Source organism: Candidatus Accumulibacter sp. ACC005, from assembly GCF_907163215.1.
GTDB lineage: Bacteria > Pseudomonadota > Gammaproteobacteria > Burkholderiales > Rhodocyclaceae > Accumulibacter > Accumulibacter regalis.
Genome location: NZ_CAJQUB010000010.1, coordinates 94,422 through 120,282 on the forward strand (window position 1 = coordinate 94,422; position 25,861 = coordinate 120,282).

Annotated in this window: 24 protein-coding genes; 8 read left to right on the forward strand and 16 right to left on the reverse strand. The window is 65.4% G+C overall.

Annotation, left to right across the window (positions count from 1 at the left end):
* Positions 1–27: 27 nt before the first annotated feature.
* Positions 28–1,779: a bifunctional isocitrate dehydrogenase kinase/phosphatase gene (aceK, locus tag QZ613_RS12110; protein WP_291982660.1), complete on the reverse strand. Its 1,752-nt coding sequence runs from the start codon at positions 1,777–1,779 to the stop codon at positions 28–30.
* Between the two features lie 337 nt (positions 1,780–2,116).
* On the opposite strand from aceK, the gene icd reads away from it, so the two are divergent.
* Both icd and QZ613_RS12120 read left to right on the forward strand, forming a co-directional pair.
* Positions 2,117–3,346, forward strand: a complete 1,230-nt coding sequence (gene icd / locus QZ613_RS12115) for an NADP-dependent isocitrate dehydrogenase (RefSeq protein WP_043569019.1) — start codon at positions 2,117–2,119, stop codon at positions 3,344–3,346.
* Between the two features lie 100 nt (positions 3,347–3,446).
* Positions 3,447–4,646 carry a CaiB/BaiF CoA-transferase family protein gene (locus QZ613_RS12120; RefSeq protein WP_291982662.1) on the forward strand — a complete coding sequence of 400 codons (1,200 nt, stop codon included), beginning with the start codon at positions 3,447–3,449 and terminating at the stop codon, positions 4,644–4,646.
* Between the two features lie 54 nt (positions 4,647–4,700).
* Here the strand turns inward: QZ613_RS12120 and QZ613_RS12125 are convergent, their stop codons facing one another.
* Complete coding sequence (locus QZ613_RS12125) at positions 4,701–5,549, reverse strand: DUF6544 family protein (protein WP_043569023.1); 849 nt, start codon at positions 5,547–5,549, stop codon at positions 4,701–4,703.
* A 180-nt stretch (positions 5,550–5,729) separates the two neighbouring features.
* Entirely contained in the window at positions 5,730–6,662 is a 933-nt protein-coding gene (locus QZ613_RS12130; RefSeq protein ID WP_043569026.1) for a nidogen-like domain-containing protein, read from the reverse strand.
* Positions 6,663–7,176: 514 nt separating this feature from the next.
* Here QZ613_RS12130 and QZ613_RS12135 point away from each other — a divergent pair.
* The 3 genes from QZ613_RS12135 to cobC are packed head-to-tail and all read left to right on the forward strand — an operon-like array spanning position 7,177 to position 8,712.
* A complete protein-coding gene (locus QZ613_RS12135; RefSeq protein ID WP_291863596.1) occupies positions 7,177–7,374 on the forward strand; it encodes a hypothetical protein in 198 nt (65 codons plus the stop codon).
* Positions 7,367–8,119, forward strand: a complete 753-nt coding sequence (locus tag QZ613_RS12140; protein ID WP_291863598.1) for an adenosylcobinamide-GDP ribazoletransferase — start codon at positions 7,367–7,369, stop codon at positions 8,117–8,119. Before QZ613_RS12135 ends, QZ613_RS12140 begins: the two co-directional genes overlap by 8 nt.
* Entirely contained in the window at positions 8,104–8,712 is a 609-nt protein-coding gene (gene cobC, locus QZ613_RS12145; RefSeq protein WP_291982664.1) for an alpha-ribazole phosphatase family protein, read from the forward strand. The genes QZ613_RS12140 and cobC overlap by 16 nt, the downstream gene beginning before the upstream one ends.
* A gap of 124 nt (positions 8,713–8,836) precedes the next feature.
* Here cobC and xerD read toward each other — a convergent pair whose 3' ends face one another.
* Genes xerD through QZ613_RS12165 form a run of 4 tightly spaced genes read right to left on the reverse strand, consistent with a single transcriptional unit; the run spans position 8,837 to position 12,114 of the window.
* Positions 8,837–9,751, reverse strand: a complete 915-nt coding sequence (gene xerD / locus QZ613_RS12150) for a site-specific tyrosine recombinase XerD (protein WP_291863215.1) — start codon at positions 9,749–9,751, stop codon at positions 8,837–8,839.
* Positions 9,738–10,232 carry a methylated-DNA--[protein]-cysteine S-methyltransferase gene (locus QZ613_RS12155; protein ID WP_291982666.1) on the reverse strand — a complete coding sequence of 165 codons (495 nt, stop codon included), beginning with the start codon at positions 10,230–10,232 and terminating at the stop codon, positions 9,738–9,740. The genes xerD and QZ613_RS12155 overlap by 14 nt, the downstream gene beginning before the upstream one ends.
* Before the next feature lie 3 nt (positions 10,233–10,235).
* Positions 10,236–10,808, reverse strand: coding sequence for a chalcone isomerase family protein (locus QZ613_RS12160; RefSeq protein ID WP_043569034.1), 573 nt, complete (start codon positions 10,806–10,808; stop codon positions 10,236–10,238).
* A 49-nt stretch (positions 10,809–10,857) separates the two neighbouring features.
* Positions 10,858–12,114, reverse strand: a complete 1,257-nt coding sequence (locus QZ613_RS12165) for a glutamate-5-semialdehyde dehydrogenase (RefSeq protein ID WP_043569036.1) — start codon at positions 12,112–12,114, stop codon at positions 10,858–10,860.
* A 291-nt stretch (positions 12,115–12,405) separates the two neighbouring features.
* On the opposite strand from QZ613_RS12165, the gene QZ613_RS12170 reads away from it, so the two are divergent.
* Positions 12,406–12,660: a hypothetical protein gene (locus QZ613_RS12170; RefSeq protein WP_291863220.1), complete on the forward strand. Its 255-nt coding sequence runs from the start codon at positions 12,406–12,408 to the stop codon at positions 12,658–12,660.
* A 35-nt stretch (positions 12,661–12,695) separates the two neighbouring features.
* Here the strand turns inward: QZ613_RS12170 and holA are convergent, their stop codons facing one another.
* From holA to leuS, 3 genes are read right to left on the reverse strand one after another with little or no spacing between them, the layout of a single operon-like run.
* Positions 12,696–13,700 (reverse strand): DNA polymerase III subunit delta, encoded by a 1,005-nt coding sequence (gene holA / locus QZ613_RS12175; protein ID WP_043569041.1) that lies wholly within the window; start codon positions 13,698–13,700, stop codon positions 12,696–12,698.
* A gap of 13 nt (positions 13,701–13,713) precedes the next feature.
* On the reverse strand, positions 13,714–14,331 hold the full coding sequence (gene lptE, locus QZ613_RS12180) for an LPS assembly lipoprotein LptE (RefSeq protein ID WP_291903904.1): 618 nt from the start codon (positions 14,329–14,331) through the stop codon (positions 13,714–13,716).
* 19 nt (positions 14,332–14,350) lie between these two features.
* Positions 14,351–16,975: a leucine--tRNA ligase gene (gene leuS / locus QZ613_RS12185; RefSeq protein WP_043569043.1), complete on the reverse strand. Its 2,625-nt coding sequence runs from the start codon at positions 16,973–16,975 to the stop codon at positions 14,351–14,353.
* 202 nt (positions 16,976–17,177) lie between these two features.
* Between leuS and QZ613_RS12190 the strand changes: the two genes are divergently transcribed.
* On the forward strand, positions 17,178–18,077 hold the full coding sequence (locus QZ613_RS12190) for a FecR family protein (RefSeq protein ID WP_291982669.1): 900 nt from the start codon (positions 17,178–17,180) through the stop codon (positions 18,075–18,077).
* Between the two features lie 112 nt (positions 18,078–18,189).
* Here QZ613_RS12190 and QZ613_RS12195 read toward each other — a convergent pair whose 3' ends face one another.
* Positions 18,190–18,534: a hypothetical protein gene (locus tag QZ613_RS12195; protein WP_291923444.1), complete on the reverse strand. Its 345-nt coding sequence runs from the start codon at positions 18,532–18,534 to the stop codon at positions 18,190–18,192.
* A 421-nt stretch (positions 18,535–18,955) separates the two neighbouring features.
* Positions 18,956–19,372, reverse strand: a complete 417-nt coding sequence (locus QZ613_RS12200) for a hypothetical protein (protein ID WP_043569052.1) — start codon at positions 19,370–19,372, stop codon at positions 18,956–18,958.
* A gap of 216 nt (positions 19,373–19,588) precedes the next feature.
* On the opposite strand from QZ613_RS12200, the gene QZ613_RS12205 reads away from it, so the two are divergent.
* Entirely contained in the window at positions 19,589–20,224 is a 636-nt protein-coding gene (locus QZ613_RS12205) for a LysE family translocator (RefSeq protein ID WP_291982671.1), read from the forward strand.
* A 69-nt stretch (positions 20,225–20,293) separates the two neighbouring features.
* Here the strand turns inward: QZ613_RS12205 and QZ613_RS12210 are convergent, their stop codons facing one another.
* Genes QZ613_RS12210 through QZ613_RS12225 form a run of 4 tightly spaced genes read right to left on the reverse strand, consistent with a single transcriptional unit; the run spans position 20,294 to position 25,775 of the window.
* Positions 20,294–20,959, reverse strand: coding sequence for a cupin domain-containing protein (locus QZ613_RS12210; protein ID WP_291982673.1), 666 nt, complete (start codon positions 20,957–20,959; stop codon positions 20,294–20,296).
* 35 nt (positions 20,960–20,994) lie between these two features.
* Entirely contained in the window at positions 20,995–21,318 is a 324-nt protein-coding gene (locus tag QZ613_RS12215; RefSeq protein WP_291982675.1) for a hypothetical protein, read from the reverse strand.
* A 20-nt stretch (positions 21,319–21,338) separates the two neighbouring features.
* Entirely contained in the window at positions 21,339–22,892 is a 1,554-nt protein-coding gene (locus QZ613_RS12220) for a DUF4157 domain-containing protein (RefSeq protein ID WP_291982677.1), read from the reverse strand.
* 21 nt (positions 22,893–22,913) lie between these two features.
* Positions 22,914–25,775 (reverse strand): DUF4157 domain-containing protein, encoded by a 2,862-nt coding sequence (locus tag QZ613_RS12225; protein WP_291982679.1) that lies wholly within the window; start codon positions 25,773–25,775, stop codon positions 22,914–22,916.
* Between the last annotated feature and the right edge of the window lie 86 nt (positions 25,776–25,861).

Here is a 25,861-nt window from a genome sequence, read left to right on the forward strand (position 1 = left end):
TTGGCGTCGCCCGCCAGGCGCTGCGCGTCAAGAGTCCGCGAAGGCCTTGCAGAAGCGCAGTTCCTCCGGATAGGGGAAGAAATCCTCGACGTGACCGGCGCGAATCTTCTCCTGCGCCGTCTGCCAGAACTCCACGTTCAGCAAGTCGCGATGGTACTTGAGAAAAGCCGAGCGGACCTTCGGCGAACCGAGCAGGAAGCGGGCGAACTCTTCCGGGAACACGTCGTGCCGGCCGACCGAGTACCAGGGCTCGTCGGACATTTCCATTTCCGGGTACGGTGCTTCCGGGATGACCCGGAAGTTGGTATCGGTCATGTACTCGATTTCGTCGTAGTCGTAGAAGACGACACGGTTATAGCGGGTGACGCCGAAGTTCTTCCAGAGCATGTCGCCCGGGAAAATGTTGGCGCAGGCAAGCTCGCGGATGGCACTGCCGTACTCATGAACGGCGTGGTCGATCTCCTCCGGCGTCGCCTCGTCGAGATAGATGTTCAGCGGGGTCAGCCGACGTTCAATGTACAGGTGCTTGATCACCAGATCGTCACCGTCCTCTTCGATCAGCGACGGCGCAAGCGTGCGCAGCGCTTCGAGCAACTCGGTCGAAAAGCGCTTTTTGGGGAGCAGGACATGCGAAAACTCGAGCGTGTCTGCCATGCGGCCGACGCGGTCCACCTGTTTCACGAGCAGGTACTTGCGCTTGACGGTGTCGTGGTCCATATCCTTGGAAGCCCCGAAGACATCCTTGATCAGCTTGAAAACGTAGGGATATGACGGCAGCGTGAACACCAGCATCACCAGACCGGCAATGCCCGGGGCAATGATGAACTGGTCTTCGGAATGCCGGAAATGCTGCTTGAGGTCGCGGAAAAACAGCGTCTTCCCCTGCTTGCCCAGACCAAGCATGGTGTATAGCTCCGAAGCCGGCTTGGTAGGCATCATGTCCCGCAGGAATTGCACGTAGCCCGAGGGCACTTCCATATCGACCATGAAATAGGCGCGTGACAGCGAGAACAGGACACTGATCCGCCAGCGGTCGAGGAGGATCGTGTCGAGCACCAGATTTCCTTCCAGTGAATGCAGGACCGGAACAGCGAAGACGAATTCGTGATGGCCGTTGATCGCCTTGCCGAAAATGTAGGCGCCCTTGTTGCGGTAGAACGCCGAGTGCAGGACCTGAATCTGCGCGTTCGCTTCCGCCTCCGGCCACTCACCAAGGCGCTGCTCGGCGCTGCGCATGATGAAGCCGATGTCGCGATCGAGATCCTCGAAGGGGCGTTGCCAGGCGAAATCGACGATGATCTGCCTGATGGTGTCGAACAGGCCGTTCTGCGCGGGGTAGTAGCTGCGATAGGTCGGCGGCGACGCCTGAATGTATTCGGTCGACACCGCCGGGCGAGCGAAGATGTAGTCGTTGTTGAAGTAGGTACGGTGCAGGATCTTCGAGCACACCGAGTTGAAAAAGGTCTCGGCAAGTTCGGGCTGCTTGTGGTTGATCAGGTGGCCAATGTAGAACAGCTTGAGCTGCTGCCAGGTGGCATCGTCGAGCGACGCGGCGCCAAAGTCGGCACAGAGCGACTCGGCGGTCTCGCTGACCCGTTCGTCGTAGGAGCGGATACGCCTGCGAACGGCGACATGGACGCCCTTCCAGTCGCCCGCCTCGAACAGGCCCTTGGCTTTCTGGCCATATTCACGAATCAGTCGATAGTGGCGATTGAAGCCGTCGATCATCGCCTCGGCAATGCGTTGGGCGAGCACGTTTTCTACAGTGGAAATATCCATGGGAGGTGCCGGAATGAACTGAATGGTGTTGACCGGGCGATTGTAGCATCCGGGGTCGCAAACCATCGTCAGCCGCCGCCGGCGTGCGACTGGCCGCCGGCAAGGCCCTGCAGGCCCGGCCGGGTGGCCTGCCAGCGCCCGACGGGCTGGCAAAACGCTTGCATTTGCGACATAATCGCGAGCGGTGCCGCAGGAGCGTCTGCTTCCAGTCAGATCCTTCGTGCCCAAACACGCAGCAAAGTCCGGTCCGCCGGCCCCGCACTACCGTATAGCGCTGCCCAGCGCCGGTGCCGGTACGTGAGACGGATACAACCAAACCACACTATATGGAGTTGGCATGAGCGCAAGTCTGATCAAAGTCCCAGAAGGCGGCCAGAAAATCATTCCGGGGCAAGCTATCCCGGATAACCCAATCATCCCGTTCATCGAAGGTGACGGGATTGGTGTCGACATTACGCCGGTGATGATCAAGGTCGTCGACGCTGCCGTTGCCAAGGCCTACGGGGGCAAGAAGAAGATCGCCTGGATGGAAGTCTATGCGGGCGAGAAGTCGACGCAGAAGTACGGTTCGGACGTCTGGCTGTCGAAGGAAACCCTCGACACGCTCAAGGAATACTCGGTCTCGATCAAGGGACCGATGACCACCCCGGTCGGTGGCGGCATCCGTTCGCTGAACGTCGCCCTGCGCCAGGAACTCGATCTCTACCAGTGCGTACGCCCGATCCAGTACTTCCGCGGCGTCCCCTCGCCACTCAAGGATCCGACGAAGACCAACATGGTGATCTTCCGCGAGAACACCGAAGACATCTACGCCGGCATCGAATGGCTGTCCGGCTCCGACGGCGCCAAGAAGGTCATCAAGTTCCTGCGCGAAGAGATGGGCGTCACCAAGATGCGCTTCCCGGAGACCTCGGGCATCGGCATCAAGCCGATTTCCAGGGAGGGTACCGAGCGCCTGGTACGTGCCGCCATCAAGTACGCGATCGCCAACAAGCGCAAGTCGGTGACCATCGTACACAAGGGCAACATCATGAAATACACCGAAGGCTCGTTCCGTGACTGGGCATATGACCTGGCCAAGAACGAATTCGGTGGCGTCGAACTCGACGGTGGCCCCTGGCTCAAGCTCCCGGACGGCATCATCATCAAGGACTCGATCGCCGACGCCTTCCTGCAGCAGATTCTGCTGCGTCCGGCCGAATACGACGTGATCTGCACCACCAACCTGAACGGCGACTACATCTCCGACGCGCTGGCGGCGCAGGTCGGCGGCATCGGCATCGCCCCGGGTGCCAACATCTCCGACCTCTACGCCTGCTTCGAAGCAACGCACGGCACGGCGCCCAAGTACGCCGGGCTGGACAAGGTCAATCCTGGTTCGCTGATCCTTTCCGCCGAAATGATGCTTCGCCATCTGGGCTGGCTCGAGGCTGCCGACCTGATCGTCAAGTCGATGGAAGCCGCGATTGGCGACAAGGTCGTGACCTACGACTTTGCGCGTCTGATGGATGGCGCAACCGAAGTCTCATGCTCCGCATTCGGCGACGCCATGATCGAGCGCATGTAGGCGTAACAAGCAAGGCGCTGGCAAGGCTGCACAGACGAGGCCCCCGCAAGGGGGCTTTGTCTTTGGTCGGCCGCAAGGCGCACAAAGGATCTTTATTGCCATGACGACATCGAGCAAACCCCTCGCCGGCCTGAAAGTCATCGAACTCGGCAGCCTGATCGCCGGACCCTTCGCGGCGCGGATCATGGCCGAGTTCGGTGCCGAGGTGATCAAGATCGAATCGCCCGATGGCGGCGACCCCCTGCGCAAGTGGCGCAAGCTCTACCAAGGCACCTCGCTGTGGTGGTACGTCCAGTCGCGCAACAAGAAATCGGTGACCGTCAATCTCAAGCACCCCGCCGGCCGCGAGATCGCTCACCAACTGGTCGCTGAAGCCGACATCGTCGTCGAGAACTTCCGCCCTGGTGTCCTCGAAAAACTCGGTCTGGGCTGGGAAACGCTGTCGGCCATCAACCCCGGCCTGGTCATGCTGCGTCTGTCGGGCTTTGGCCAGAGTGGACCGCTGGCACAGCAACCCGGTTTCGGGGCCATCGGCGAATCGATGGGGGGGCTGCGCTACGTCACCGGCTTTCCCGACCGGCCGCCGGTCAAGACGGGAATTTCGATCGGCGACTCGATCGCCGCGCTGTGGGGAGTGATCGGCACGCTGATGGCCCTGCGCCACAAGGAGCAGAACGGGGGCCAGGGGCAGGTGGTCGATGTCGCTCTCTACGAGGCGGTTTTCGCGATCATGGAGTCATTGCTGCCCGAGTTCGACGTTTTCGGTTTCGTTCGCGAACGCAGCGGCAACATCATGCCCGGCATTACGCCCTCGAACACGCACTCGACGCAGGACGGCAAACACGTGACCATCGGCGCCAACGGCGATGCAATCTTCAAGCGCCTGATGCACACCATCGGCCGCGACGATCTGGCCAATGACCCGCAACTGGCCGACAACGCCGGCCGCGATACCCGTCGTGACGAGATCTACAAGGCCATCGACGACTGGGTTGCCGCGCACGACGAAAGCGAGGTGCTGCGCGTCCTGGCCGGCGCCGAAGTTCCCGCGTCGCGGATATACTCGGCCGCCGACATGGTCAGCGACCCGCAGTACCTGGCCAGGCAGATGATCGAAACCGCCTCCCTGCCCGACGGCAGGCCATTCAAGATTCCGGGCATCGTTCCGAAACTGTCGGAGACGCCGGGAGGCACCGAATGGCTGGGACCCGCACTCGGCGAACATACCGACGAGACGCTGCAACGACTCGGCTACTCGGCCAGTGCGATCACTGCCCTGCGTGCCGCCGGCAGTGTATGAAGCGGCGCCTGAAGGTCGCCGTGCGAATCCTCAGCCGGGGAAAGCACGTACGGATCATGCGAATTCGTACTCGATGAGCCCAATGCGCGCCCGCCAGTAAGGCCGCGGCGCTGGCAGCAGCCAGCGCGCCTCGCAGCACATCGGTATCCACATTCCATTGTGTTGCTGATAGTCGGACCACAGCCCCTCCCAAGGCAGCGCAACGACCTTGCCGCTCACCATGCGACCACGCGCGTCAGCGCAGGCCGACTCGATCAGTCCGTCTGCGCTGAAGCGAAACAGGAGGCTGACGGTGACCTCGCCATCTGTCAGCGTCGCCCTCGCCGAGGATTGGTCAACGGCCTGCCACTGTACGCCCTGGCTCGGCAGCAGGGCCGTCGGATAGCAGGCAGCCTCGCCCAGAAAGCGCAACAACTCGTCCTGCGCAATGTCTCCCTTGCCCTGCCGCCTGGCCAGCGAGGTCAGTCCGAACACCGCCGGGTGGAGCGTCCCTTCGCCGGCCACGTAGGCGTCGTGCACATGCACCGTCAGTCCCGGGACGATCGTCACCCGCCCATCCCAGACGAATCCCGGTCGGCGCGTCGTCACCAACTGCCCCGAGGTGAACGGCTTCCAGCGGTCAGCACCGCTTTCGGCAATATTGAAGCTGCCCGCGTGCTCGATTCGGACCGTCGCAAGCATCGGCTGCCCCGCCGTCAAGGCGACGCGAAAGTAGCGCTGCACGGGATCAGGCAGGCCGGTCAACTCGCGCACGTCGAAGCGTGCCGGGGCGACGGCTTGCCGCCCTGCAGCCAGGCGCTTTTGCAGGCCACGCGTCAGCAGCAACCAGCGTGCCCCGCCAAGCATCGAAACACCCACGTAAGCGAGCACGGAAAGAACAACAACAATCAACAGCCATTCCATCGACGACACCTCCCGGGTGTGTTTCCACCTTCATTCGGAGCCAGCCATGCTCACGGTCGCGCCCATGCTAACCGAAACCGCCCGGCAGGTGGCACGTGCTTGGCACGATCAAAAGAACGGCTGGCGAAGCGACAAAAAAAGGCGGCCGATGGCCGCCCGTTTGTTGGCAGGAAAGATCGCTCAGGAAGAGCGCTGCAATTGGCTTAGCGCTTGCTTCGCGAACCTGCCACGCGAGTAGACGCCGATCAAACCGAGGAGAGCGATGGCAAGGAGAGGAAGACTCTCGGGTTCCGGGGTCGGGCAAGGCGGCGCTCCGGGGACGCCGCAAATCGGCCGCAGGTCCTGGTCGAACCAGGTATTGTGATTCTGTACGACGGCGGCAATCCCGGCCAGGGTGGAGCCCTCGAGAATCACCCCGTCAGACGAACCGTTGCCGAAACCCACCGCCCCCGGCGTGCCGCCGAAACCACCACTGCCGCCACTGGCGTCACCGGTTTCCCAGCCCATGGTTTTCCAGAAGAAGCCGATCGCGCCTTCACCCACGGGGATCGTGTAGACGGAAGGATCGCGCAGGACCAGCTGGAAAGAGTTGAGCAGGTCGGCGTGGGAACCGAAATACCCAACCTGGTCCCAGGTGGCAATGAATTCACCCGGGGCGGAATTACGGTAGTAGACGACGCCACTCGCCACGTTGCGTGTATCCACATCGGCGAAAAAAGGCGAGATGATCGGTGCCGAGGCCCCCTGCGGTCCAGTCGGAGTGAATGCCGAAATCCCGGCGCCGAAGCTGACGTTGCCGTTGTTGTTGAGGAAAAGCGAGGTACCCGGGCCCCCGAAAAAGGTGAAACCGGGCGAAAACCCGAAGGTGGTCAGATCGATCGGACCCTGAAATCCGTCGTCGTTGCGACCGTCCAGAGCGCCAACGTTGGCGGCGTTGCCGCCGCCAGTGGTGACGATCGAGGTACCGAGGCCACCACCGATGCGATCGGTGTAGTAATCGGTCGACGGGGTCAGCGACGCTTGCGGAAAGACGGTCACCACCGCCTGTGCAGTTCCGGACGAAACCAGCGCTGCCAGAGCTGCTGTTGCAAAAAGAGCCGAATGCCGAATCATGAGGAAACCCTCCCTTGCGAAAAAAGAGCGTAAACAGCACGAACTGCAGACCTAAACGACGAAACTCCCGTTGGCGCACTGGAAGCTTGCTGTTGAAGAAAAATCCTCGCAATTCCGGCCCAAGCGTCGTCACCAGAATCGGAAGCAATATCCATTCCCATGATGTAATGAAAGAATTCGGAATGCTGCTGTCCGCACAACACACAGCCTAGCGAATACCAATCGTCTCCCGACAAATCAAGCAGTTGGGACTTTCCTGCCGGTGGTCGACGGTACTGAGACGGCTATTTTTCGGCCGCCCCTGACGCCTCTCATGCCTCGCTGATAGGCACTTCGTCGCGCTGACCGAAAACAAGTGTAAAATTTTTCGACACTTGTAGACCTGCCGCGGTAGTCGAGCGGGCCAAGTGACGCGCCGCGTCCAACCCGCGCATCCCGGCGGATGTCCGTGTGGCGATGGCGGAAAATGCGCATCTCGGTATACCATCGGGAACCCCTTCAGCCAGGCGATCGAATGATGCCAACCAGCCCGGAAACCTGCCCACCCAGCGCCGCCTGCCTTGCCGCACTGCGCCCGCCGACGACGCGCCTGGCGGCACACGACAAGACGCACGGCAGACGGCAGACGCGTCGCTCGTGCCGCCCTCGCCTGGACGTCGCCAGCATCGTTCTTGAGGAATCCGGCACCCGCCGGCCACTGCCGGATGCTTAGGCGCGAGCTGGAATACTTCTTCGGCGCGCTGCGCTTCTTCACCCGCCTGCCGGTGCCGAAGTGGGTCGGTCACAGCAGCGAGGCGCTCGATCGCGCCGCGCGCTATTTTCCGGCGGTTGGTCTGCTGATCGGCGCCATCGCCGCGCTGGTCTTCCTTGCCGCCAATCAGATCTGGCCCATGACGCTGGCCGTTCTGGCGGCAATCGCCAGCAGCATTTACCTGACCGGCGCGTTCCACGAAGACGGCTGGAGCGACATGGTCGACGGCTTTGGCGGCGGCTGGGAGAAGGCGCAGATCCTGAGCATCATGAAGGATTCGCGGATCGGCAGCTTTGGTGCCGTCGCGCTCGTCGTCCTGCTGTTGGCCCGCTTTCTGGCGCTGGTCGAGTTTGCCCCGCAAATGGTTCCGGCCGTGCTGCTGGCCGGTCATGCACTCTCGCGTTTCGCGTCGACGACGCTGTTGCGCGCCCTCGACTACGTTCGCGACGAGGGCAAGGCGAAGCCGCTGGCCACGCGCATCGGCTGGCGCGAGCTGGGCTTTGCCGCGCTCACGACGCTACTGCCGCTGCTCTTTCTGCCCCCGTTCGAGGCTCTTGTTGGCTGCCTCTTCGCGGCCCTGGCAACGCTCTGGCTGGGGCGGATGTTCCGCCGTCAGATCGGCGGCTATACCGGCGATTGCCTCGGCGCCACGCAGCAACTGGCCGAAGTCGCCTTCTACGCCGGGCTGCTGTGCAGATTTTCCTGATCCGCCATCCGCGTCCCCTGCTCGAGAGCGGCATCTGCTACGGCCAGCTCGATGTCGACGCCGAGGATCCGCAGCCACTGGCCAGGCGCTTGCGTTCGCTTCTGCCCGCCGGTACGCCGATCGTTGCCAGCCCCCTGCAACGCGCGCGCCGCCTTGCCGAGGTCTTGCACCCGCGAGCGAGCTACGATGACCGGCTGATGGAGATCGACTTCGGCGAATGGGAAGGCCGGCGCTGGAACGAGATCGACCGCCACCTGCTCGACGCCTGGGCAGCCGACATGCTGCACTTCGTCCCGCCAGGCGGCGAATCGGCGGCGATGCTGCAGGCGCGCGTCATCGACTGCCTGGACAGCCTCCGCGCAGGACACGCAAGACGCCTGGCTCTGGTCACCCACGCTGGCGCGATCCGCGCTGCGCTCGGCCACTGCCTGCGACTGGCGATCGACGAGTGGAGCCAGCTGCCACTCGCTTTCGGCAGCATCTCCCTGCTTGAAATCGATGGTCAGGCCAACCTTCGACGGATCGGATGTGGGCAGGGAACTGCGCAATGCGCGCCGGCGACCGCTGCCCGACTGCTTTATCTCAATCGCTGAGGCGTGCAATCGGCGCGTCGTTGTCAGCGGATTCCGTATCGACCGCCGGGCCGGAGCGAACGGCTACGAGGCACCGATCAGCCGGCGGACCAGCACGCCCGGCGCAGCCGGCTCGCGTCGCCGCTCAACCGCGCGGGTGGTGCTCGGCGTGCAGGCTCTTCAGTCTTTCGCGGGCGACATGGGTATAGATCTGCGTCGTCGAGATGTCCGAATGGCCGAGCAGCAGCTGCACGACACGCAGGTCGGCGCCGTGGTTGAGCAGGTGCGTGGCGAAGGCATGCCTGAGCACATGCGGTGACAGCCGCGCCGGGTCCATGCCGGCGTGCAGCGCGTAGCGCTTGATCAGCTGCCAGAAGGCCTGCCGACTCATCGCTGCGCCACGGGTGGTGACGAACAGGTCGTCGCTCTGCCGTCCATTGAGCAAGCTGCGCCGTCCATTGGCGAGATGGCGGCGCAGCCAGTCGCACGCCACTTCACCGAGCGGTACGATGCGCTCCTTGCTGCCCTTGCCGAAGACGCGCAGCACGCCCATGTCGAGATTGACTTCGAACACCTTCAATCCGACCAGCTCGGAGACGCGCAGGCCGGTCGCATAGAGTGTTTCGAGCATCGTCCGATCGCGCTCGCCGAGCGTCGTTTCGGTCTGGGGCGCCGCGAGCAGGCGATCGACCTGCAGCTCGGACAGCACTTTCGGCAGGCGCGACGGCTTCGCCGGCATGGCGATCTTCAGCGTTGGATCGCTGCTGCGCACGCCGCGCGCGAGGAGGTGGCGATAGAAGCGGCGCAGGGTGGACAGGTAGCGCGCCTGCGAGGAGGCGCGCAGCGTTTGCGAAAGCGTGGCGACGAAATGCAGCAGGGTCGCCTCGTCGATCGCACACAGCCTGCCCAGGCGCTGCTCGGCAAGCCAGGCGGCGAGTTGCAGGAGATCGCTGCGATAGCTGGCCAGAGACGCCTTGGCCAGGCCGTCTTCAAGCCACAGGGTATCGCAGAAGGCTTCGATCTCGGCGAGATCGGTGGGGTCGGCGTCAGCAGCCTTCATGCGCCAGCAGCCAGCGCTTGACGTCGAGCAGAAAGCCGCCATTCTGGCGCGCGAAACCGCCCAGCCCGCCGCCGGCCGCGAGAACGCGATGGCAGGGAACGACCACCGGAAAGGGATTTGCCCCGCAGGCCTGACCAACGGCGCGCGGCGCGTTGTGCAGCGCACTGGCGATCTCGCCGTAGGCGCGCGTGTGATTCGTCGGGATGGCGGCGATCTGCTCCCAGACGCGGCGCTGGAAAACGGTCCCCGAGGCGCGCAAGGGCAGACCGAACGCGAACTCCGCGTCGGCCAGGTAGGCAGTGAGCTGGCGTGCGGTCTCGGCAGCGAGCGCGTTCTTCGGAGCAAGTTCGGGACTGGGCGGAAGAAAGCTGATCCGCTGCACCTCTTCTTCGTCGCAGCGCACGCCAAGACAGAAGCCGGGTGCGGCGATCACCGCCTGGTAGGCAACACCATCGCCTTTCCTGCCCGCCGCCACTGCCATCACTCAGGACGCCTTGCCGAGCAAGGCCTGCTTCAGATCGTCCTGAACCGGCTTGTTGCCGAGCCAGATCCTGAGCAGGGCCCGGTAGAAATCCTCGCCGGCGATGTCCTTTCCCTTCGCCTGCCCGTTGACCATCAGACGGGTACCGCTGTCAGGCAGCCAGTCGATGACGATGCTCGTCCCGGTCTTCGCTTCGCCGATCGCCAGCATGAGATCGGAGAGCTGTTTCAGTCGCTCCTTCAGGCCAGCCATTTCGGCTTCGGAATGGTTGTTGGCCATGCCTTCCTGCAGCGCTTCGACGAACTGCTGCGCGGTGAGGTCGCGCAACAGCGTGATTGCAATCCGCTTGCCGCCGCCGGCGGCCAGCACCGCCTCGGCGTCGCCACTTTTCTGCGGCAGGTAGAGCGCCATGGCATAGACCTGGAAGAAGACCTTCTTGCGCAGGCCGGCGCCGTTGACCAGCAGTTCGCCGTTACCCACCCGGGTCTTGTCGTCGAACCTGACCCCGGCCACTTCGACGGCGGTCGCCAATTGGCAGAACGCAGCGGCAATCGCCGCCAGCAACAGTCTTTTCATCGCCTCACCCCTCCTTGCGCACAAAGTTATCGACTCTCCGGGACCTCGCTCAGGCACGCACCTCGCCGTTGCCGAGGACGATCCACTTCTGGCAGGTCAGCCCTTCGAGACCGACTGGCCCACGCGCGTGAATCTTGTCGGTCGAGATTCCGATCTCGGCACCCAGACCATACTCGAAACCATCCGCGAAACGCGTCGAGGCGTTGACCATCACCGACGCCGAGTCGACTTCGCGCAGGAAACGCATCGCTGACGTGTAGTTTTCGCTGACGATGGCGTCGGTGTGATGCGAACCATAGCCATTGATATGCTCGATGGCTTCGTCGAGTCCAGCGAGCACCTTCACCGAGATGATCGGCGCCAGGTATTCGCTGGCGTAATCTTCCTCGCTCGCCGGCCATGCGGTATTCACGATGGCCAGCGTTTCCGGACAACCGCGAATCTCGACGCCGCGGTCGGTCAACATGCCGGCGATCAGTGGCAGCAGATCGGCAGCGACGGAACGCGCCAGCAGCAGCGACTCGGCCGTGTTGCACGTGCCGTAGCGCTGCGTCTTGGCGTTCTCGATGATCTGCAGCGCTTTCTCGGGATCGGCGTGGTCGTCGATATACACGTGGCAATTGCCGTCCAGGTGTTGAATCATCGGCACCCGCGACTCGGCCAGCAAGCGCGCGATCAATCCCTTGCCACCCCGCGGGACGATGACATCCACGTACTCGCGCATGGTGATCAGATGACCGACGGCAGCGCGGTCGGTGGTATCGATGACCTGTACGGCGGTTGCCGGCAGGCCGGCGCTGGCCAGGCCTTCGTGGACCAGTGCGGCAATCGCCCGGTTGCTGCGAATGGCTTCCGAGCCGCCACGCAGGATCGCTGCGTTTCCCGACTTCAGGCACAAGGCGGCGGCATCGGCGGTGACGTTCGGGCGCGCCTCGTAGATGATGCCGACGACGCCGAGCGGGACGCGCATGCGGCCGACCTGGATGCCGCTCGGGCGGAACTTGAGGTTGCTGATTTCCCCGACCGGATCGTCCAGCGCAGCGACCTGCTCGACGCCTTCGGCCATCGCCGCAACGCCCTTCTCCGAGAGCGTCAGGCGGTCGAGCAACGCCGGCTCGAGGCCGGCGGCAACGGCGGCGGCCAGGTCCTCGCGATTGGCGGCGACCAGGACGCCGGCCTCGCGCCGGATCGCCGTGGCGATCGCGCGCAGCGCGGCGTTCTTGGCGTTGCTGTCGGCACGCGCCATGGCCCGCGACGCTTCGCGCGCCTGCTTGCCGACGCTATGGACGTATTGCTCTATGCTCATGAGGCTTTCCTGAATTGCCGACCGGCCGAGAGGGATTCAACCACCGTTCCAGAAGCTGCACCGGCCCGGGGCGCCGGCCATCGGCACCCCGTCAAGCGCAACACGAGGCGCGAAAAGGCTGGCTTTGTTGCAGTGCAGCGAGGACAATGAGGGCCACTACCGGGTCCGTCAACGGCCGTCTTGTCGTCGAGTTGCGATTATAGGCATCGACAGCGCGCGAGGGTCAACGGAACCACCGCAAAGAATCGCAATCAGAGGGCTATTCCTCACTTTCGAGTTCCTGCGCCGACCATGAAACCAAGACTGATTCTGCCCACCGAAGTAAAAGTTTGCGCCACCTGCAGCTACTGGGATGGAGAGCGCAAGGTCGATACCGAATTGAGGGTGGTCGTCGTCAGCGACAGTTGCGTCGGCGAATGCCTGGTGCAAAGCAAGGCGTCGCCCAGCCTCAACGATGTCCGCGGCGAGAGCGAACATTGTGCCTGGGAACACCTGGCGCCGGAGGAAGACGAGCCGGACGGGATGGCGGGCGGCAAACCAGCCTGAAGTGACCCGCAGGCCCACCGCCCGCGGCGAGCCGCTCAGGCAACGGCGATGTTCAGACCCAGGCGCAGAAACTCGTTCCACACGTCGCCACTGGCCAGCCCCTTGATCATCCGGTCGATGCGCGCGGCGTGCGCCAGCGCCGCCCGCGCCCGGCCTCCGTTCACCCGCTGCAATGCCTGCCTGATCTGCACTTGGCGCGAACCCCAGACGCGGGCCTCCTTCAAGAGCTCGGTCAGCGGCTGACGCGCCTCGAGACCGGCGTTGATCTGGGCCAGCGCGCGCACCTCCTCGGTCATCGCCCAAAGAACCAGCGGCGGCGCTTCCCCCTCCTGCTGCAGGCCATCGATGGTGCGCGTCAGGCGCACCACGTCACCCGCCAGCATCGCTTCGCGCAGGCCGTCGAGGTCGTAGCGGGCGACGTTGAGCACCGCGTCGCGAATCTGCTCGCCGCTCAGCGCGCCCGACGGGTAAAGCACTTCGAGCTTGAGAATTTCCTGATGCGCGGCCAACAGGTTGCCTTCGACGCGTTCGGCGATGAAGCGCAGGCCGGCCGCGTCGGCGCTTTGCTGCTGACCGGCGAGACGACCCGCGATCCACGCCGGCAGCTCGGCAAGCCCAGGCGCGATCAGTTTCACGACCGCCCCGGCAGCGGCCACGGCGCCGACCCAGGCGGCTTTCTCCTCGCGCCAGTCGGCGCCGGTCATGGTCACCAGCAGCAGCGCATCCGGCGAAGGACGCGCGCAGTAGGCCTGTAGCGCGGCACCGCCGTCGCGCCCCGGTTTGCCGGTCGGCAGGCGCAGGTCGATCAGCTTGCGACCGGCAAACAGCGACATGCTGCCGGCAGCATGGTAGAGGTCGTTCCAGTTGAAGCCGGTACCGGCAACCAGCACTTCGCGTTCGTCGAAGCCAGAGCGGCGCGCCGCGGCGCGGATCGCGTCGGCGGCTTCGATGACCAGCAGCGGCTCGTCTCCATGCACCAGGTAGACCGGCTTGAGCTCGCGCTGGAGATGCGCCGTGAGGTGTTCACCCTTGAGTTGCATGCGGCCTCGCCCGCTACCGGTCGGCGTCCGGCTTGGCTGGCGTGGCCGGCGATACTGCGGGCTTGACCGGGGTGGCTCGCTTGGCCGCATCGCCTGGCGTGGCCGATTCGCTCGCTTTGACCGGCTTGCCGGCCGCCAGGCGGCGCATCAACTGGTGCACCAGGTCATCCTCCATGTTGCGCCAGAGCAGCACCTCCTCCTGCTGTTTGGCGAGCACGTTGGAATCGTCGTAGGTCAGGTCGCGGACCAGTTCGATGGTCCCCGGCGTGACCAGATCGCGACCCTTGTCGTCGACCACGCGGTAGGAGTACAAATAGCGCAAGCGCAGTTCGCTGACCCGGCCGGTGCCGGAGACGGAGAGGATGATACGGTCGCGATATTCGGCGCCGGGCACAAAGGTCGCCTGCGCGTCGTTGCGCTCCAGCGCCAGACGGGTCGTAGCCGATGAGCGGATGGCCCGCCGGAGATCGGCACCGACCACCGAATACTCGGGCATCGCCAGGTAGATGCTTTCGTAGGGCAAGGAGTAGGAGCCGCGCAACTGGAAGCCGCAACCGGCAAGCACGGCAAGCAGCACGAGCAGGACGGGAGCCGCGAAGGCCGGCAAGGTGGGCGGTAGCGCCAGGCGCATGGGAATCTCCCTCAAGGTCTCAGGCGACGATATTGACCAGGCGGCCGGGAACGACGATCAGTTTCTTCGGCGCGGCACCGGCCAGATGCTTGCTCGCCGCTTCGCAGGCCAGCGCGGCGGCTTCGATGCTCGCGCGGTCGGCGCCTGCCGGCACGCGCAGGCTACCGCGCAGCTTGCCGTTGATCTGCAGCACGAGCTCGATTTCGTCCTGGGCCAGGGCCGCCGCATCAGGCTCCGGAAAGGCCTGCGAGCTGGCCGTGCAGCCCGGGCGCAGCGCCGTAAACAGCGCTTCGCAGACGTGCGGCACGATCGGGTTGAGCATCAGCACCGCCGCCTCGAGCGTCTCCTGCCTGAGCGCACGAACGGCGGCCGAGTCGCCGGCCACCCGGTTATAGGCGTTGAGCAACTCCATCACCGCCGCGATTGCGGTGTTGAACTGCTTGCGGCGACCATAATCGTCGGCGACCTTGCCGATTGTCTGATGCAACTGGCGACGCAAGGCCTTCAATTGCGCCGGTATCTCGCCGCGTTCGCCATCGCCGGCCGGCGGCAGCGGTCCCGCCGAGACGTGCTCGAAGACGATCCGCCAGAGGCGCTTGAGAAAACGGAAGGCACCCTCGACGCCGGCGTCCGACCACTCCAGCGACTGGTCGGGCGGACTGGCGAACATGATGAACAGGCGTGCCGTATCGGCGCCGAACTGATCGATCAGCGCCTGCGGATCGACGCCGTTGTTCTTCGACTTGGACATCTTCTCGATGCCGCCGACGGTCACCGGCAGGCCGTCGGCGCGCAGGCTGGCGCCGCTGGCGCGCCCGCGTTCGTCATGCACGGCGTCGACGTCGGCGGGATTGATCCACTGTTTCTTGCCGTTGCCGTCCTCGCGGTAGAAGGTCGGGGCAACGACCATCCCCTGGGTCAGCAGGTGGGCAAAAGGCTCGCCGAGCGAATGCCCGGCGAACAGCCCGACGTCGCGCATCAGTTTGGTCCAGAAGCGCGCGTAGAGCAGATGCAGGATGGCGTGCTCGATGCCGCCGATGTACTGGTCGATGCCCCCCTGGCACCAGTAGGCGACGCGCTCGTCGACCATCGCCTGCTCGTTGTCCGGGCAGCAATAGCGCAGGAAGTACCACGACGACTCGACGAAGGTATCCATGGTGTCGGTCTCGCGCCGCGCAGGCTGGCCGCATTTCGGGCAGTTGCAGGCGTAAAACTCGGGCATCGAACTCAGCGGTGAGCCGGCGCCGGTGATGGTCACGTCTTCCGGCAGGACCACCGGCAGGTCGGCGTCGGGCACCGGCACGTCGCCACAGGTGGCGCAGTGGATGATCGGAATCGGGCAGCCCCAGTAGCGCTGCCGCGAGATGCCCCAGTCGCGCAGGCGGAACTGGACCTTCTTCGCGCCCAGTCCCTTGGCCGCCAGGTCGGCGGCGATGGCGTCGGTCGCGGCGGCGCAATCCAGATCATCGTACCTGCCGGAGTTCACACAGCGGCCACGCTGCTTGTCGGCGTACCACTCCTGCCAGCCTTCGAGCGAGAAGGTCTCGCCGGGCACGGCGATCACCGGCTTGATCGCCAGGCCGTACTTCCGGGCAAAGGCGAAGTCGCGCTCGTCGTGCGCCGGAACCGCCATCACCGCGCCGTCGCCGTAGCTCATCAGCACGTAGTTCCCGATCCACACTTCGACCTGCTCGCCGCTCAACGGATGGGTGACGAAAATGCCGGTCGGCATGCCCTTCTTGTCCATCGTCGCCAGGTCGGCTTCGGCGACGCCGCCACGTTTGCATTCCTCGACGAAGGCCGCGATCCGCGCATCGCGCGCCGCCGCGTGGGTGGCCAGCGGATGTTCGGCGGCGACGGCACAGAAGGTGACGCCCATGATCGTGTCGGCACGGGTGGTGAACACCCACAGCTGCCCGGGCTCGCCGTCAAGCTCGTAGGGAAAGGCGAAGCGCACGCCGGTGCTCTTGCCGATCCAGTTCTTCTGCATCAGGCGCACCTGTTCGGGCCAGCCGTCGAGCTGCTCGAGGTCGGCGAGAAGCTCCTCCGCGTAGGCGGTGATCTTCATGTAGTACATCGGGATCTCGCGCTTTTCGATCAGCGCCCCCGAGCGCCAACCCCGCCCGTCGATGACCTGTTCGTTGGCGAGTACGGTCTGGTCGACCGGATCCCAGTTCACCGTTCCCAGGCGCTGGTAGATCAGGCCCTTCTCGTACAGGCGGGTGAACAGCCACTGCTCCCAGCGGTAATACGCGGGCGTGCAGGTGGCAATCTCGCGCTCCCAGTCGATGGCGAAGCCCAAGCGCTTCAGCTGGGCCTTCATGTACTCGATGTTGGCGTAGGTCCATTGCGCCGGCGGAACGTTGTTCTGGATCGCCGCGTTCTCGGCGGGCATTCCGAAGGCATCCCAGCCCATCGGCTGCAGCACGTTGTAGCCGAGCATGGCGTGGAAGCGCGCCAGGACGTCGCCAATGGTGTAGTTGCGCACGTGCCCCATGTGCAGCTTGCCCGACGGATAGGGGAACATCGACAGGCAGTAGTACTTGCGCCGGCTGGGATCCTCGATGGCCCGCGCTGCGCCGCTGTCGTTCCAGAATTGCTGAGCGGCGAGTTCAACGTCCGCGGGCTGATACTTTTCCTGCATGGCCAGTAGGGGTCCGGAAATGGGCTGAAGCGCGAATTATACGCACAGCCGCCTGGCCCTGCTCCGCTGACACGCCGGCGCCCCATGGGAACTCGCCGGTGACCTCACTCGAGCGCTCGCATGCGCGGTCCTGCTGGCAACTGCCGGGGGTACCTGCAGCGGTGTTAGAATCCTCCCCCTCTCGTTGTCACTGGAGCTGGCCATGAACAGGCATCGCGTGCAGACCCTTCTTGGCGGCTGTTTGCTGGCCGGCGTCTTGCTGCCGCTGCCGTCCACCGGCGCGGAACAGGCCAACGCCATCGTCGATGCGCTGCAGATGCCGGCGTGGATCGAGCGCCAGGGTGTCCGGCACGCGCTGGTGCCGGGAACGATCCTGGCCAACCAGGACAAGCTCGTCACCGGAGCCGATGCGCGCGTGCGCATTCAGCTGGCTGATGGCAGCGTGCTCGCCCTGGGCGACAACAGCGAAATGCGTTTGAATGCCCTTGGCGTCCGCGAGAAGCCGGTGTTCACGGCGGCCATCGACGTCCCGCACGGCAGCCTGCGCTTCACCACCGGGACCTTCTCCCGGCAGCACCGGGAGCGGGCGATCAATCTGCGTTTTGGCACGCTCACCGCCGGGGTACGGGGAACCGACCTGTGGGGCAGCGCCGACGCCGACGGCGACCGCGTCTGCCTGCTTGAAGGAACGATCACCGTGGTCCACCCCGACGATCAGGCACAGCAGCTGAGTGCGCCCGCAACTTGCTATCTGGCCAGCCAGGGGGCGACGCCGACGCTGAGCGAAGCGGCCTCAGCCGGGCAACTCTCCATGTGGGCGGCGCAGGCGGGGATTCAGAGGGGTAACGGCGAGGCCACGCGCGCTGGACGGTGGCTGCTCGAGCTGGCCGTCCTGGACAGCGAGGCGGCGGCCCTGGCCCTCTACGACCGCGCCCGTGCTGCCGGTTACGCGGTTCGGATCATGCCGCGAGCCGCTGCGGGCGGCGGCTATCATTATGCGGTGAGGGTCACGCAGCTGGCGACGAAGAACGACGCGGCAGCGCTGGCCGCGCGAATTGGGCAGGCGCTAAGCCTGGCTTCGCCGCGCGTATCACAATATTGAGTCGCGGTACTGAGCGGCGACGACGCGAAAACGTGGGGCGGGCCAGGCAGCATAGCGCAACCTGCACGCGCCCCGCTGGCCCGAAGTGGACGCCGCTTCAGCGGCGGGACTGTCAGACGGCCTGCTTCTCGATGCGCAGCGCCCTGCTGACGCCCAGCTGAAGAAGCTTGGCGACGTTCTGGGCGGCTATCAGGTGCAGGCTCGATATCCGGCTCTGGTGACGCCACAGCCAGAACACACAGGTCACGCTCGGCGTGTCGCGCACGAGAACGCAGTTCCCCTCGGCTTGCGCGAGATCGATGAAACGCTCCACCGCCAGGCGGTAGTAATCCGAACTGTCGCAGCAACCGGTCATTTCCTCGGCTTCTCCGGCCGCACGCCGCCACAGCTTGAGCGCCAGCTCTTCGCTGATACCGGTCTTGTGGGCGATCCACGGCAGAATTTTTGGTGCTTTCATGATCTTGCTCCTGAGAGTCTGGCGATGCAGAGCACTGTAACGTTCCAACCGAAACCTTATGAGGTCAGTCGTGTTGCAATGCAGCATCATTATAAGCAATCCCCTAGTAAAAGTTTGGGGTTTTCTTCTAATCGATTCTCTCAAGCCATCGGATGACGCTCCAGTTGTGGCCGAAATAACACACGGCGGTCGAGAAATCAGGAACGTTCATCCGTCTTCTCGGCAACGCGGAGAAGCAGCCTGACCCTACCGCGCCGCAACATCCACTGCCCTTCGATCCAGCTCCAGCTTAGCAGCGCCAGCTGCTTTTCCAACGTGCACAAGTACGCACAACGGCAGAATGGTGCTCGACCTTGAGCAATTGTCGACGGCAGCGGCAAGCTCAGGCAGGGGCCTGAGCTTGCCCTCGGCGGCGCCGCGTTCACTGCTTGACGCTGACCTTCCAGCCGTCACTGGTCTTGGCAAGGTGCTGGACGGTGACCGCGTTCGGCCCGTCGCGCGCCTCCAGTACGGCGTAATCACCGCTCACCGTCACCTTCTCGATCTGCTTGCGGCGCGCTTCGCCCTGTGCCCCGCTGCGCATCCGGTCGAGAAATTGCTTGAAACCGTCTTCGCCGAAGGCCCTGGCCATGCCCTGCAGGTCGTCCACCTTCGCGGCGGTCATGGTCGGACGCGCGGCATCAAGCCCGCCCGCGATCAGCGCTTTCTCGTAGGCCAGAAAGGCGTCCGCCTGTGGCGACTTCCGAGCTGCTGCACCGGTGAGCGTTTGCGCGAAACTGGCGGGAGCAAAGGCGATGATGGTCACAAGAATGGCGAACACGCGAATCATCAGTTTCATGAAAATCTCCTGGAGAATGGTCGTACAAGGCATGGATGATCACCACTTAGCGAATTCTGCACTGATCGGCGATCTTGACAAGCAGCGCAGCAGGGACCGCACTCGCCGCGCCACGGGCAACACGACACTCGACACGCCCCAGGCTTCGGCCGCGACGTCCCGGGCTTACAATCGCCATCAGCGCACACTTGGCATCTCAGCCTTCCCGGAGCACCGATGATCCCCACCAATGACCTGCTGCTGTTCGCCGGCGCGGCCCTGCTGATGGTCCTCACCCCCGGGCCGAACATGATCTACCTGATCTCGCGCTCGATCTGCCAGGGCCGCAAGGCCGGCGTCGTCTCGCTGTTCGGCGTCATCGCCGGCTTCCTGGTGCATATGCTCGCCGCAGCCATCGGCCTGACCGCGCTCTTACTCGCCGTTCCACTGGCCTACGAAGCCCTCAGGTGGGCCGGCGCCGCCTATCTCCTCTGGCTGGCCTGGCAGGCCCTCAGACCCGGCGCACGCTCGCTGTTCGAGCCGCGGCAACTGCCACCCGACTCGACGACCAGACTGTTCGTCATGGGCTTCCTGACCAACGCGCTGAACCCCAAGATCGCCGTCTTCTACCTTTCGGTGTTCCCGCAGTTCGTTTCCCCCGAGCGCGGCTCGCTCTTCCTGCAAAGCATCACGCTGGGCGGTACGCAGATCATGGTCAGCTTCTCGGTCAACCTGCTCGTCGCCCTGTTCGCCGCCGGCATGGCGTCGTGGTTTGCCCGCAATCCGGCCTGGTTGGTGCTGCAGCGGTGGGTGATGGGTTTCGTTCTCGCCGCGCTTGCCGTGCGTCTGGCGCTTGAGCAGCGACGAGCTTAGATCTGGCACACTGCCTTGCTGGATTCGTTCACCGCATTTGGATTTCCGGCCGCGCACGCGGCAAACCACTCACCGCCTGTTGGGCGCAACAGGCAAATGCCCGGTCTTCACCCAGATCACCGTTTCAACTTCGGTGTACGGGTGATGCGTGCTGTGGTGTGGGCTGCGTAGCCAGCTGCCCGCCGGGTAGCGGCCGTGTTCATCGATGAATTCGCCGCTGAGCACGAGAATTTCCTCGCCGCCCCAATGCCGATGCGGAACGAAGCGTTCGCCGGCCGGCCACTTGACGAGCGCGACGTGCTCGACCGCGTACGAATGCAGCGGCATGACCTGCAGTCCGCCCTGACCGGGCAGCCACGCCGCGCTGGCGGTGTCGATGCGTACGCTGGCGGCGTCGCCGCGGGCGAACTGGTGCAACTTCACGAACAGCACGCAGCCGCCCTCGCTGAACGGTGCGTGGCCGCTGCCGGGGGGATTGCGCAGGTAGCTGCCGGGTCCGTAATCGCCGTCTTCGTCCGAAAAGACGCCTTCGAGGACGAGAATCTCTTCGCCGCCGGGATGCAGGTGGCGGGCGAAGCGGGCGCCGGCGTCGTAGCGCACGATACTCGTCGCGTGCCCGCGCTCGGCGTCCTCGCGGGCCAGGGGTTTGCGCCACACGCCGGGCAGCGGGCTGGCCTGCCAGGGGGCGCTGGCGGTATCGACGCGTGCGGCGACGGCGAAATCCATGTTCAGCATGCGGGCGATGTCCGGTGCAGATTACCGGGGCCGGATCAATCGGGCGCCGCGGCAGCGGCCTGATCGAGCCAGGCCAGCCACCGGTTCACCGCCGACTGCCGCTTGCCCGCTTCGGCCCGCCAGTGATAGTCGCCGTTGTCGTGCCACAGAAGAGCCCAGTCACCGCCCCAGGTGTCGGCCACCGCACTGCGGCTGACCCCCTCGAGCACGCGCTGGGCGCGCAGGCGCGTGAGCTCGTCGGGCGACATCAACAGCGGCAGTATCGCCCGCGCCGCGGGCAGCCCGCAGCGTACCAGCGCGCGCACTTCGGACGTGAAATCGGCGTGCAAGGGCTCCGGCGAAGCGTTGATATTTTCCACGAGGGTTGCGATTTCCTCGCTCACGGCATGACGATCGGATGATTGGAAACGGTGTGCGAGAAGGTGATCACCACGCGCCGGTTGGCGCGCAAGCGTCCGGCGTCGCGTGGCTGCGGCGCGCCCGGCGCCGTGCCGTGCTCGGAGAAGATGTCCGTTTCGCCGAAGCCAAAGGAAAAGGTAATGCGCGTCGCATCGACCCCGGCGAGCAAGAGCAGGTTTTCCGCCACGTCCGCTCGGCGCTGCGAGAGATCGGCGTTGGCCGCTTCACCGCCGCGCACGTCGGCATTGCCTTCGATGCCCACCGTCACGTCGGGGTAGCGATCCAGGTAGTCCGGGATATCCGCCAGTTTGCCCTCCTCGCCGGCCATCGGCACGTCCTGATTGGTGTCGAAATAGAGAACGACCGGCTCGTGCACATAGTAACCGCGGAAGCGTTCAAGGGCCTCGTCGAAGACCGCCGACGCGCTATCGGCGACGTGCGCGTACTCGTTCTGCACCGCGCCGCTGCGGATCTGGAAACCCCACGAGATGGCGCCATAGACCGTCTGGTTGTCGGTGCCCTTGGCGACGGTCTCGAAATCGAGATCGCTGTCGAACGACAGGCTGGGAAAATCGAACAGGGAGGCCGGGCCGAAATCGGTCGGCGAGCGCAGCCAGCCGTACTGGTTGTCGCCGCCAACACCAAAATGCTCGATGTAGTTGGGCGAGCCCGGGTCGCCACGCGGCGTCGCCGACGGCAGGTTGTCGATCATCCAGCCAGCGGGGGCGCCGCCGGGCGTTCCCGGCGTCATCTGCTCCATGCGCCCGGCCTCGGTCCCCTGCACGCCGGTATTGCTGTCGGTCATGTTGCGCCAGTCGACCGGCGCACCCGACGACGGCGTCGTCGCACCCGAAACGTCGGTGGCATTGACCGCCTGGACGAGGCCGATCTCCGCCGAGTAGGGACCGTTCGGATCGGGTTCGAAAGCAATCGTTCCCGATAGGCCGGGCGGCGTCGCCTGCGTCGCCATGCCGATCTCGAAGACGCCGAGCGCCACCGGCATGCTTTGCATCAGGTCGCACTGCAGCGCGCGTGGCTCGCCGCCCTGCTGGGCGACGTGCGCCAGTTCGTGCGCCAACAGGCGATCGCCACCCGGCGTACCCGGCGCATAGCGGCCGGGGGCGAAGAAGATGTCCCTGCCGACGGTCACCGCGTTGGCGCCCATCGACGTCGCAATCCGCCCGGCGCGGGAACCGGAATGGATGCGCACATCGTGCGCGGAAGACCATTCGCTGGGCAGCCGCTCGCCGGCGCTTGCCTGCCGCGCCAGCCACCCATCGAGCCGATCGGCCCCCGGACGCTTGCTGATCGGCGTCACTGCCGGCGCATTGCGGGCGCCTCCCTCGCGCATGCGTGCGCCGGCGCGCTCGGCATCGAGTTCGGATTGCTGGTCGCGCGCCGGGCGCACGCTCACCTTTCCCCGGGCAGTCAGGAATCGGGGCACGCCGGGCGCGACCGGCGAGGCACCGCGAGAAGACGACGCCGCCTCGGGAGCCTTGCCTCGCGACGAGGTTTTCTTGCTCTGATAAGTCATCTTCGCTCTCCTTCCTTGCGCTCAGCGCGGGAACAGCACCTCGCCGTTACCGACAATCAAGAAGCGTTGCGCGCCGCCGGCGTCGTTCCAGGTAATGCGGATGGTCAGGCCCGGGTAGCGGGTACTCAGATCCTGCAAGGGCCCGGCCATCGCCGGCGATCCGGAAAGACCCGCCTTGCACGCACTGCACACGCCTGTCGGCTCCGAAATATGCATGGCCAGCGTGCGCCCTTCCAGGTCCGCTGGCCGCAAGCCCGCCGACTCGACGGCATCGATGAACTGGTTGGCAATGCCTTCCTCCGCGTGCTCGATGAACTGCAGATTGTTGCGTGGCGAAAAGACGTGTGGCGTTGCGTCCGGCAAGGGGCGGGCGGCGCCAGCGCGGACGCCGCGCGAACCCGATGCGAAGACGGTGCCTTCCAGTCCGGGCACATCGGTTCTCCCCGCAGCGACGGTGTTGACGTCTCCGGCAAGCCCATACGTCTCGCGCAGGCGAGCCAGATCCTCGGCGCCGACGGCGACCCGACCGCCGGGTCCAAGAGCCGGTTCGACACCGGGAATATCGGTTCCGCACAGACTTGGTCCTCCGGAAAAACGGCACCAGGTCCCGTCGCTGCGCCGGCGCCAGGTGTGACCATTCTCCAGTGGCACCTCGTCCACGTAGCCGGTGACCGACGAGGGCTGCGCCTCTCTCGCCTGAACGGCCTCGATTTCTGCCGTGCGCTGACTGGGGCTCAGCTGTGGGCCCTCCAGTGGCGCCGTTTCGTCGAGCACCGTGCGCCGCGCCGCAGGCGCGCCGTGCTCGGGCGGCGGCGCATGCCCCCCTTCGCCCGAACGCGCCGCCGCGTCCGCGTCGACGGGGCGCTCGTGACCGCCGGCAGTCGCGTCCGAGACGTCCCCGCGCCCGCCACTCTCGATATCCGGCGGCCGGTCGGCCGCTTCCAGCGCGCCGCGTCCGGCACCGCGCAGTTCGCTGGCCAAGGCGCCGATGTCGGCGGCCGTCAGTATCACCTGTGCGGCAGCCATCGCATAATCGAAGGCGCCGGGTGCCGCGGCGCCGAGCATTTCACCGTCCGGGTTGATCGACGCCTGGGCCAGATCCACCCGATCCATGAGGTTTTCCAGGTCGATGGCGGTGCTCACCACGCCTATGCCGACAGCAATCGCCGGGCCGACGACGGGGATGAATACCGCCGCCACCTGCGCCAGGGTCAGGCCCATCGTCGTCCAGAAACGGGTGACCTCGTGCTCCTGGCGGATGCGTGCGAATTCGCTGCGCACATTCTCCGGCAGCGAAGTCTCCGTCGCGCGCACCGCCTGCGGAAGGTCGAAGGGATGGATATCGCCACTACCGATCGAGACGATCGCCTCGTCCACATCGTTGAGCAGTTCCGCGTACGCCTCCGCCGCCCGCCTCGACAGCGCCGCATCGTCGGCGAGAGCCGGGTCGCCGGTCACGTCCGCGGCGTCCAGCGTCTTGAACAGCGGGAAGTTCTGATACAGCTCGGAGATCGCACCGCTTACGCCGCCGATCTGGCGGTCGCGCCAGGCCACCAGATCGTCGGCCCAGTAACGGAAAAACAGTCGCATCAAGTCCGACGGCACCCTGCGGTCGCGCAGACTCACTGCCCGCGCACCGTTCATCCGCGCGCTGTTCAACGTCTCCTGATAGCGCGTCGCAGTGTAGATATCTTCGAGCCAGCTGGTAATGCAATCGCTCATGGACAGGCAGATATCGCCGTGCAGCGCACCGACGCTGACGCCGCGCAGTGTGCTGCGCGAGTCCTGCAGACGGTCGCGCGTCTCGTTCAGGCGTTGCAACGCGCGCGCGCCGTCGCGCAGCGAGGCCATCGCCGCCGTGCGATCCGACGCGCCGTCGCGCGCCACCTCCGGCACACGATCGGGATTCAGCAACTGGTCTCGCTTGAGCTCGATGCCGGCGCGATGGGACGCCATCAACCCGAGCGCGTTGAGCCGCACCAGAGTTTCCATGCGCGCAGTGAAGGCGGCGTCCAGTCGCGCCCTCGAGGCCTCGTCGGTCGGCACGCCCGTGCCACTGCGCAGGCTTTCCTCGATCGCCAGGGACTGCTCCGGCGCGGCGCCGAGGGTCTCGTCGAAGATGCCTCTGAAGTCGTCACGCCGATGCTGGGCCGAAAACCAGGACCAGGCCATCGTGTTCGTTGGATCGAGAGCACGCCGCAGAGGCCCGCCAGCCGTACCCCGCTGCTGCACCACGTGCGCCACCTCGTGAGCCATCAATGCCAGATCGTCGGGGCGCTCGCGCCCGCCCAGCCAGATGTGTTCGCCCTGCGTGAAAGCGCGCGCGCCGACCTGCCGCACGGCGCGGTCGGCAGCGGAATCATGATGGACCAGTACCCCGCCGAGGTCGGCGCCGGTAGCCCGCTCGAGGCGAGCCTTGACAGCGCCGGGCAGAGCCATCCCGCCGGAACCTGCCGCCCGGCCGCTACCGCGCCGCGGCGTGCTGTCGTCATCGTCCGGCGGGTCGGCACGCAGGCTCGCACGGCGGAGCGGGAAGGCCTCACTGGCGGCGCTTCCGGCAGCGTCCGCGACGCGTTCTTCTGCACTCGCCGGAGGACACTCTTCCGCACACGGGTCGCCAAGTCGCCGCAGCGGTGCTCGCTGTTCGCGACTCAGAAAACGCGGCAGGGACCTGCCGGCAGTGACCGCGCTGGAAAAGGCGTCCGCCTCATGCTCCAGCGGATCGTCCGCCGCGCCCACCTCCAGCCAGGGCTGGCCACCGTCGGGCTTGAGATAGCGCGGCGTTCCGCTATCGACCGCCGCCGGAGCACAGCAATTACCGGCTGGCTCGCGGCGACCCGTGCCGGCCTCGGGACGCCGGGCGAGTGCGCAGCTGCAGTTCATGAGCGCGCGCTCAGCCCGCCCGGCAGACTGGCGGTGCGCTGCTGGCCGGAGCGTGAAGGCCAGCACTCCCGGCCTGGGCGAAAGTA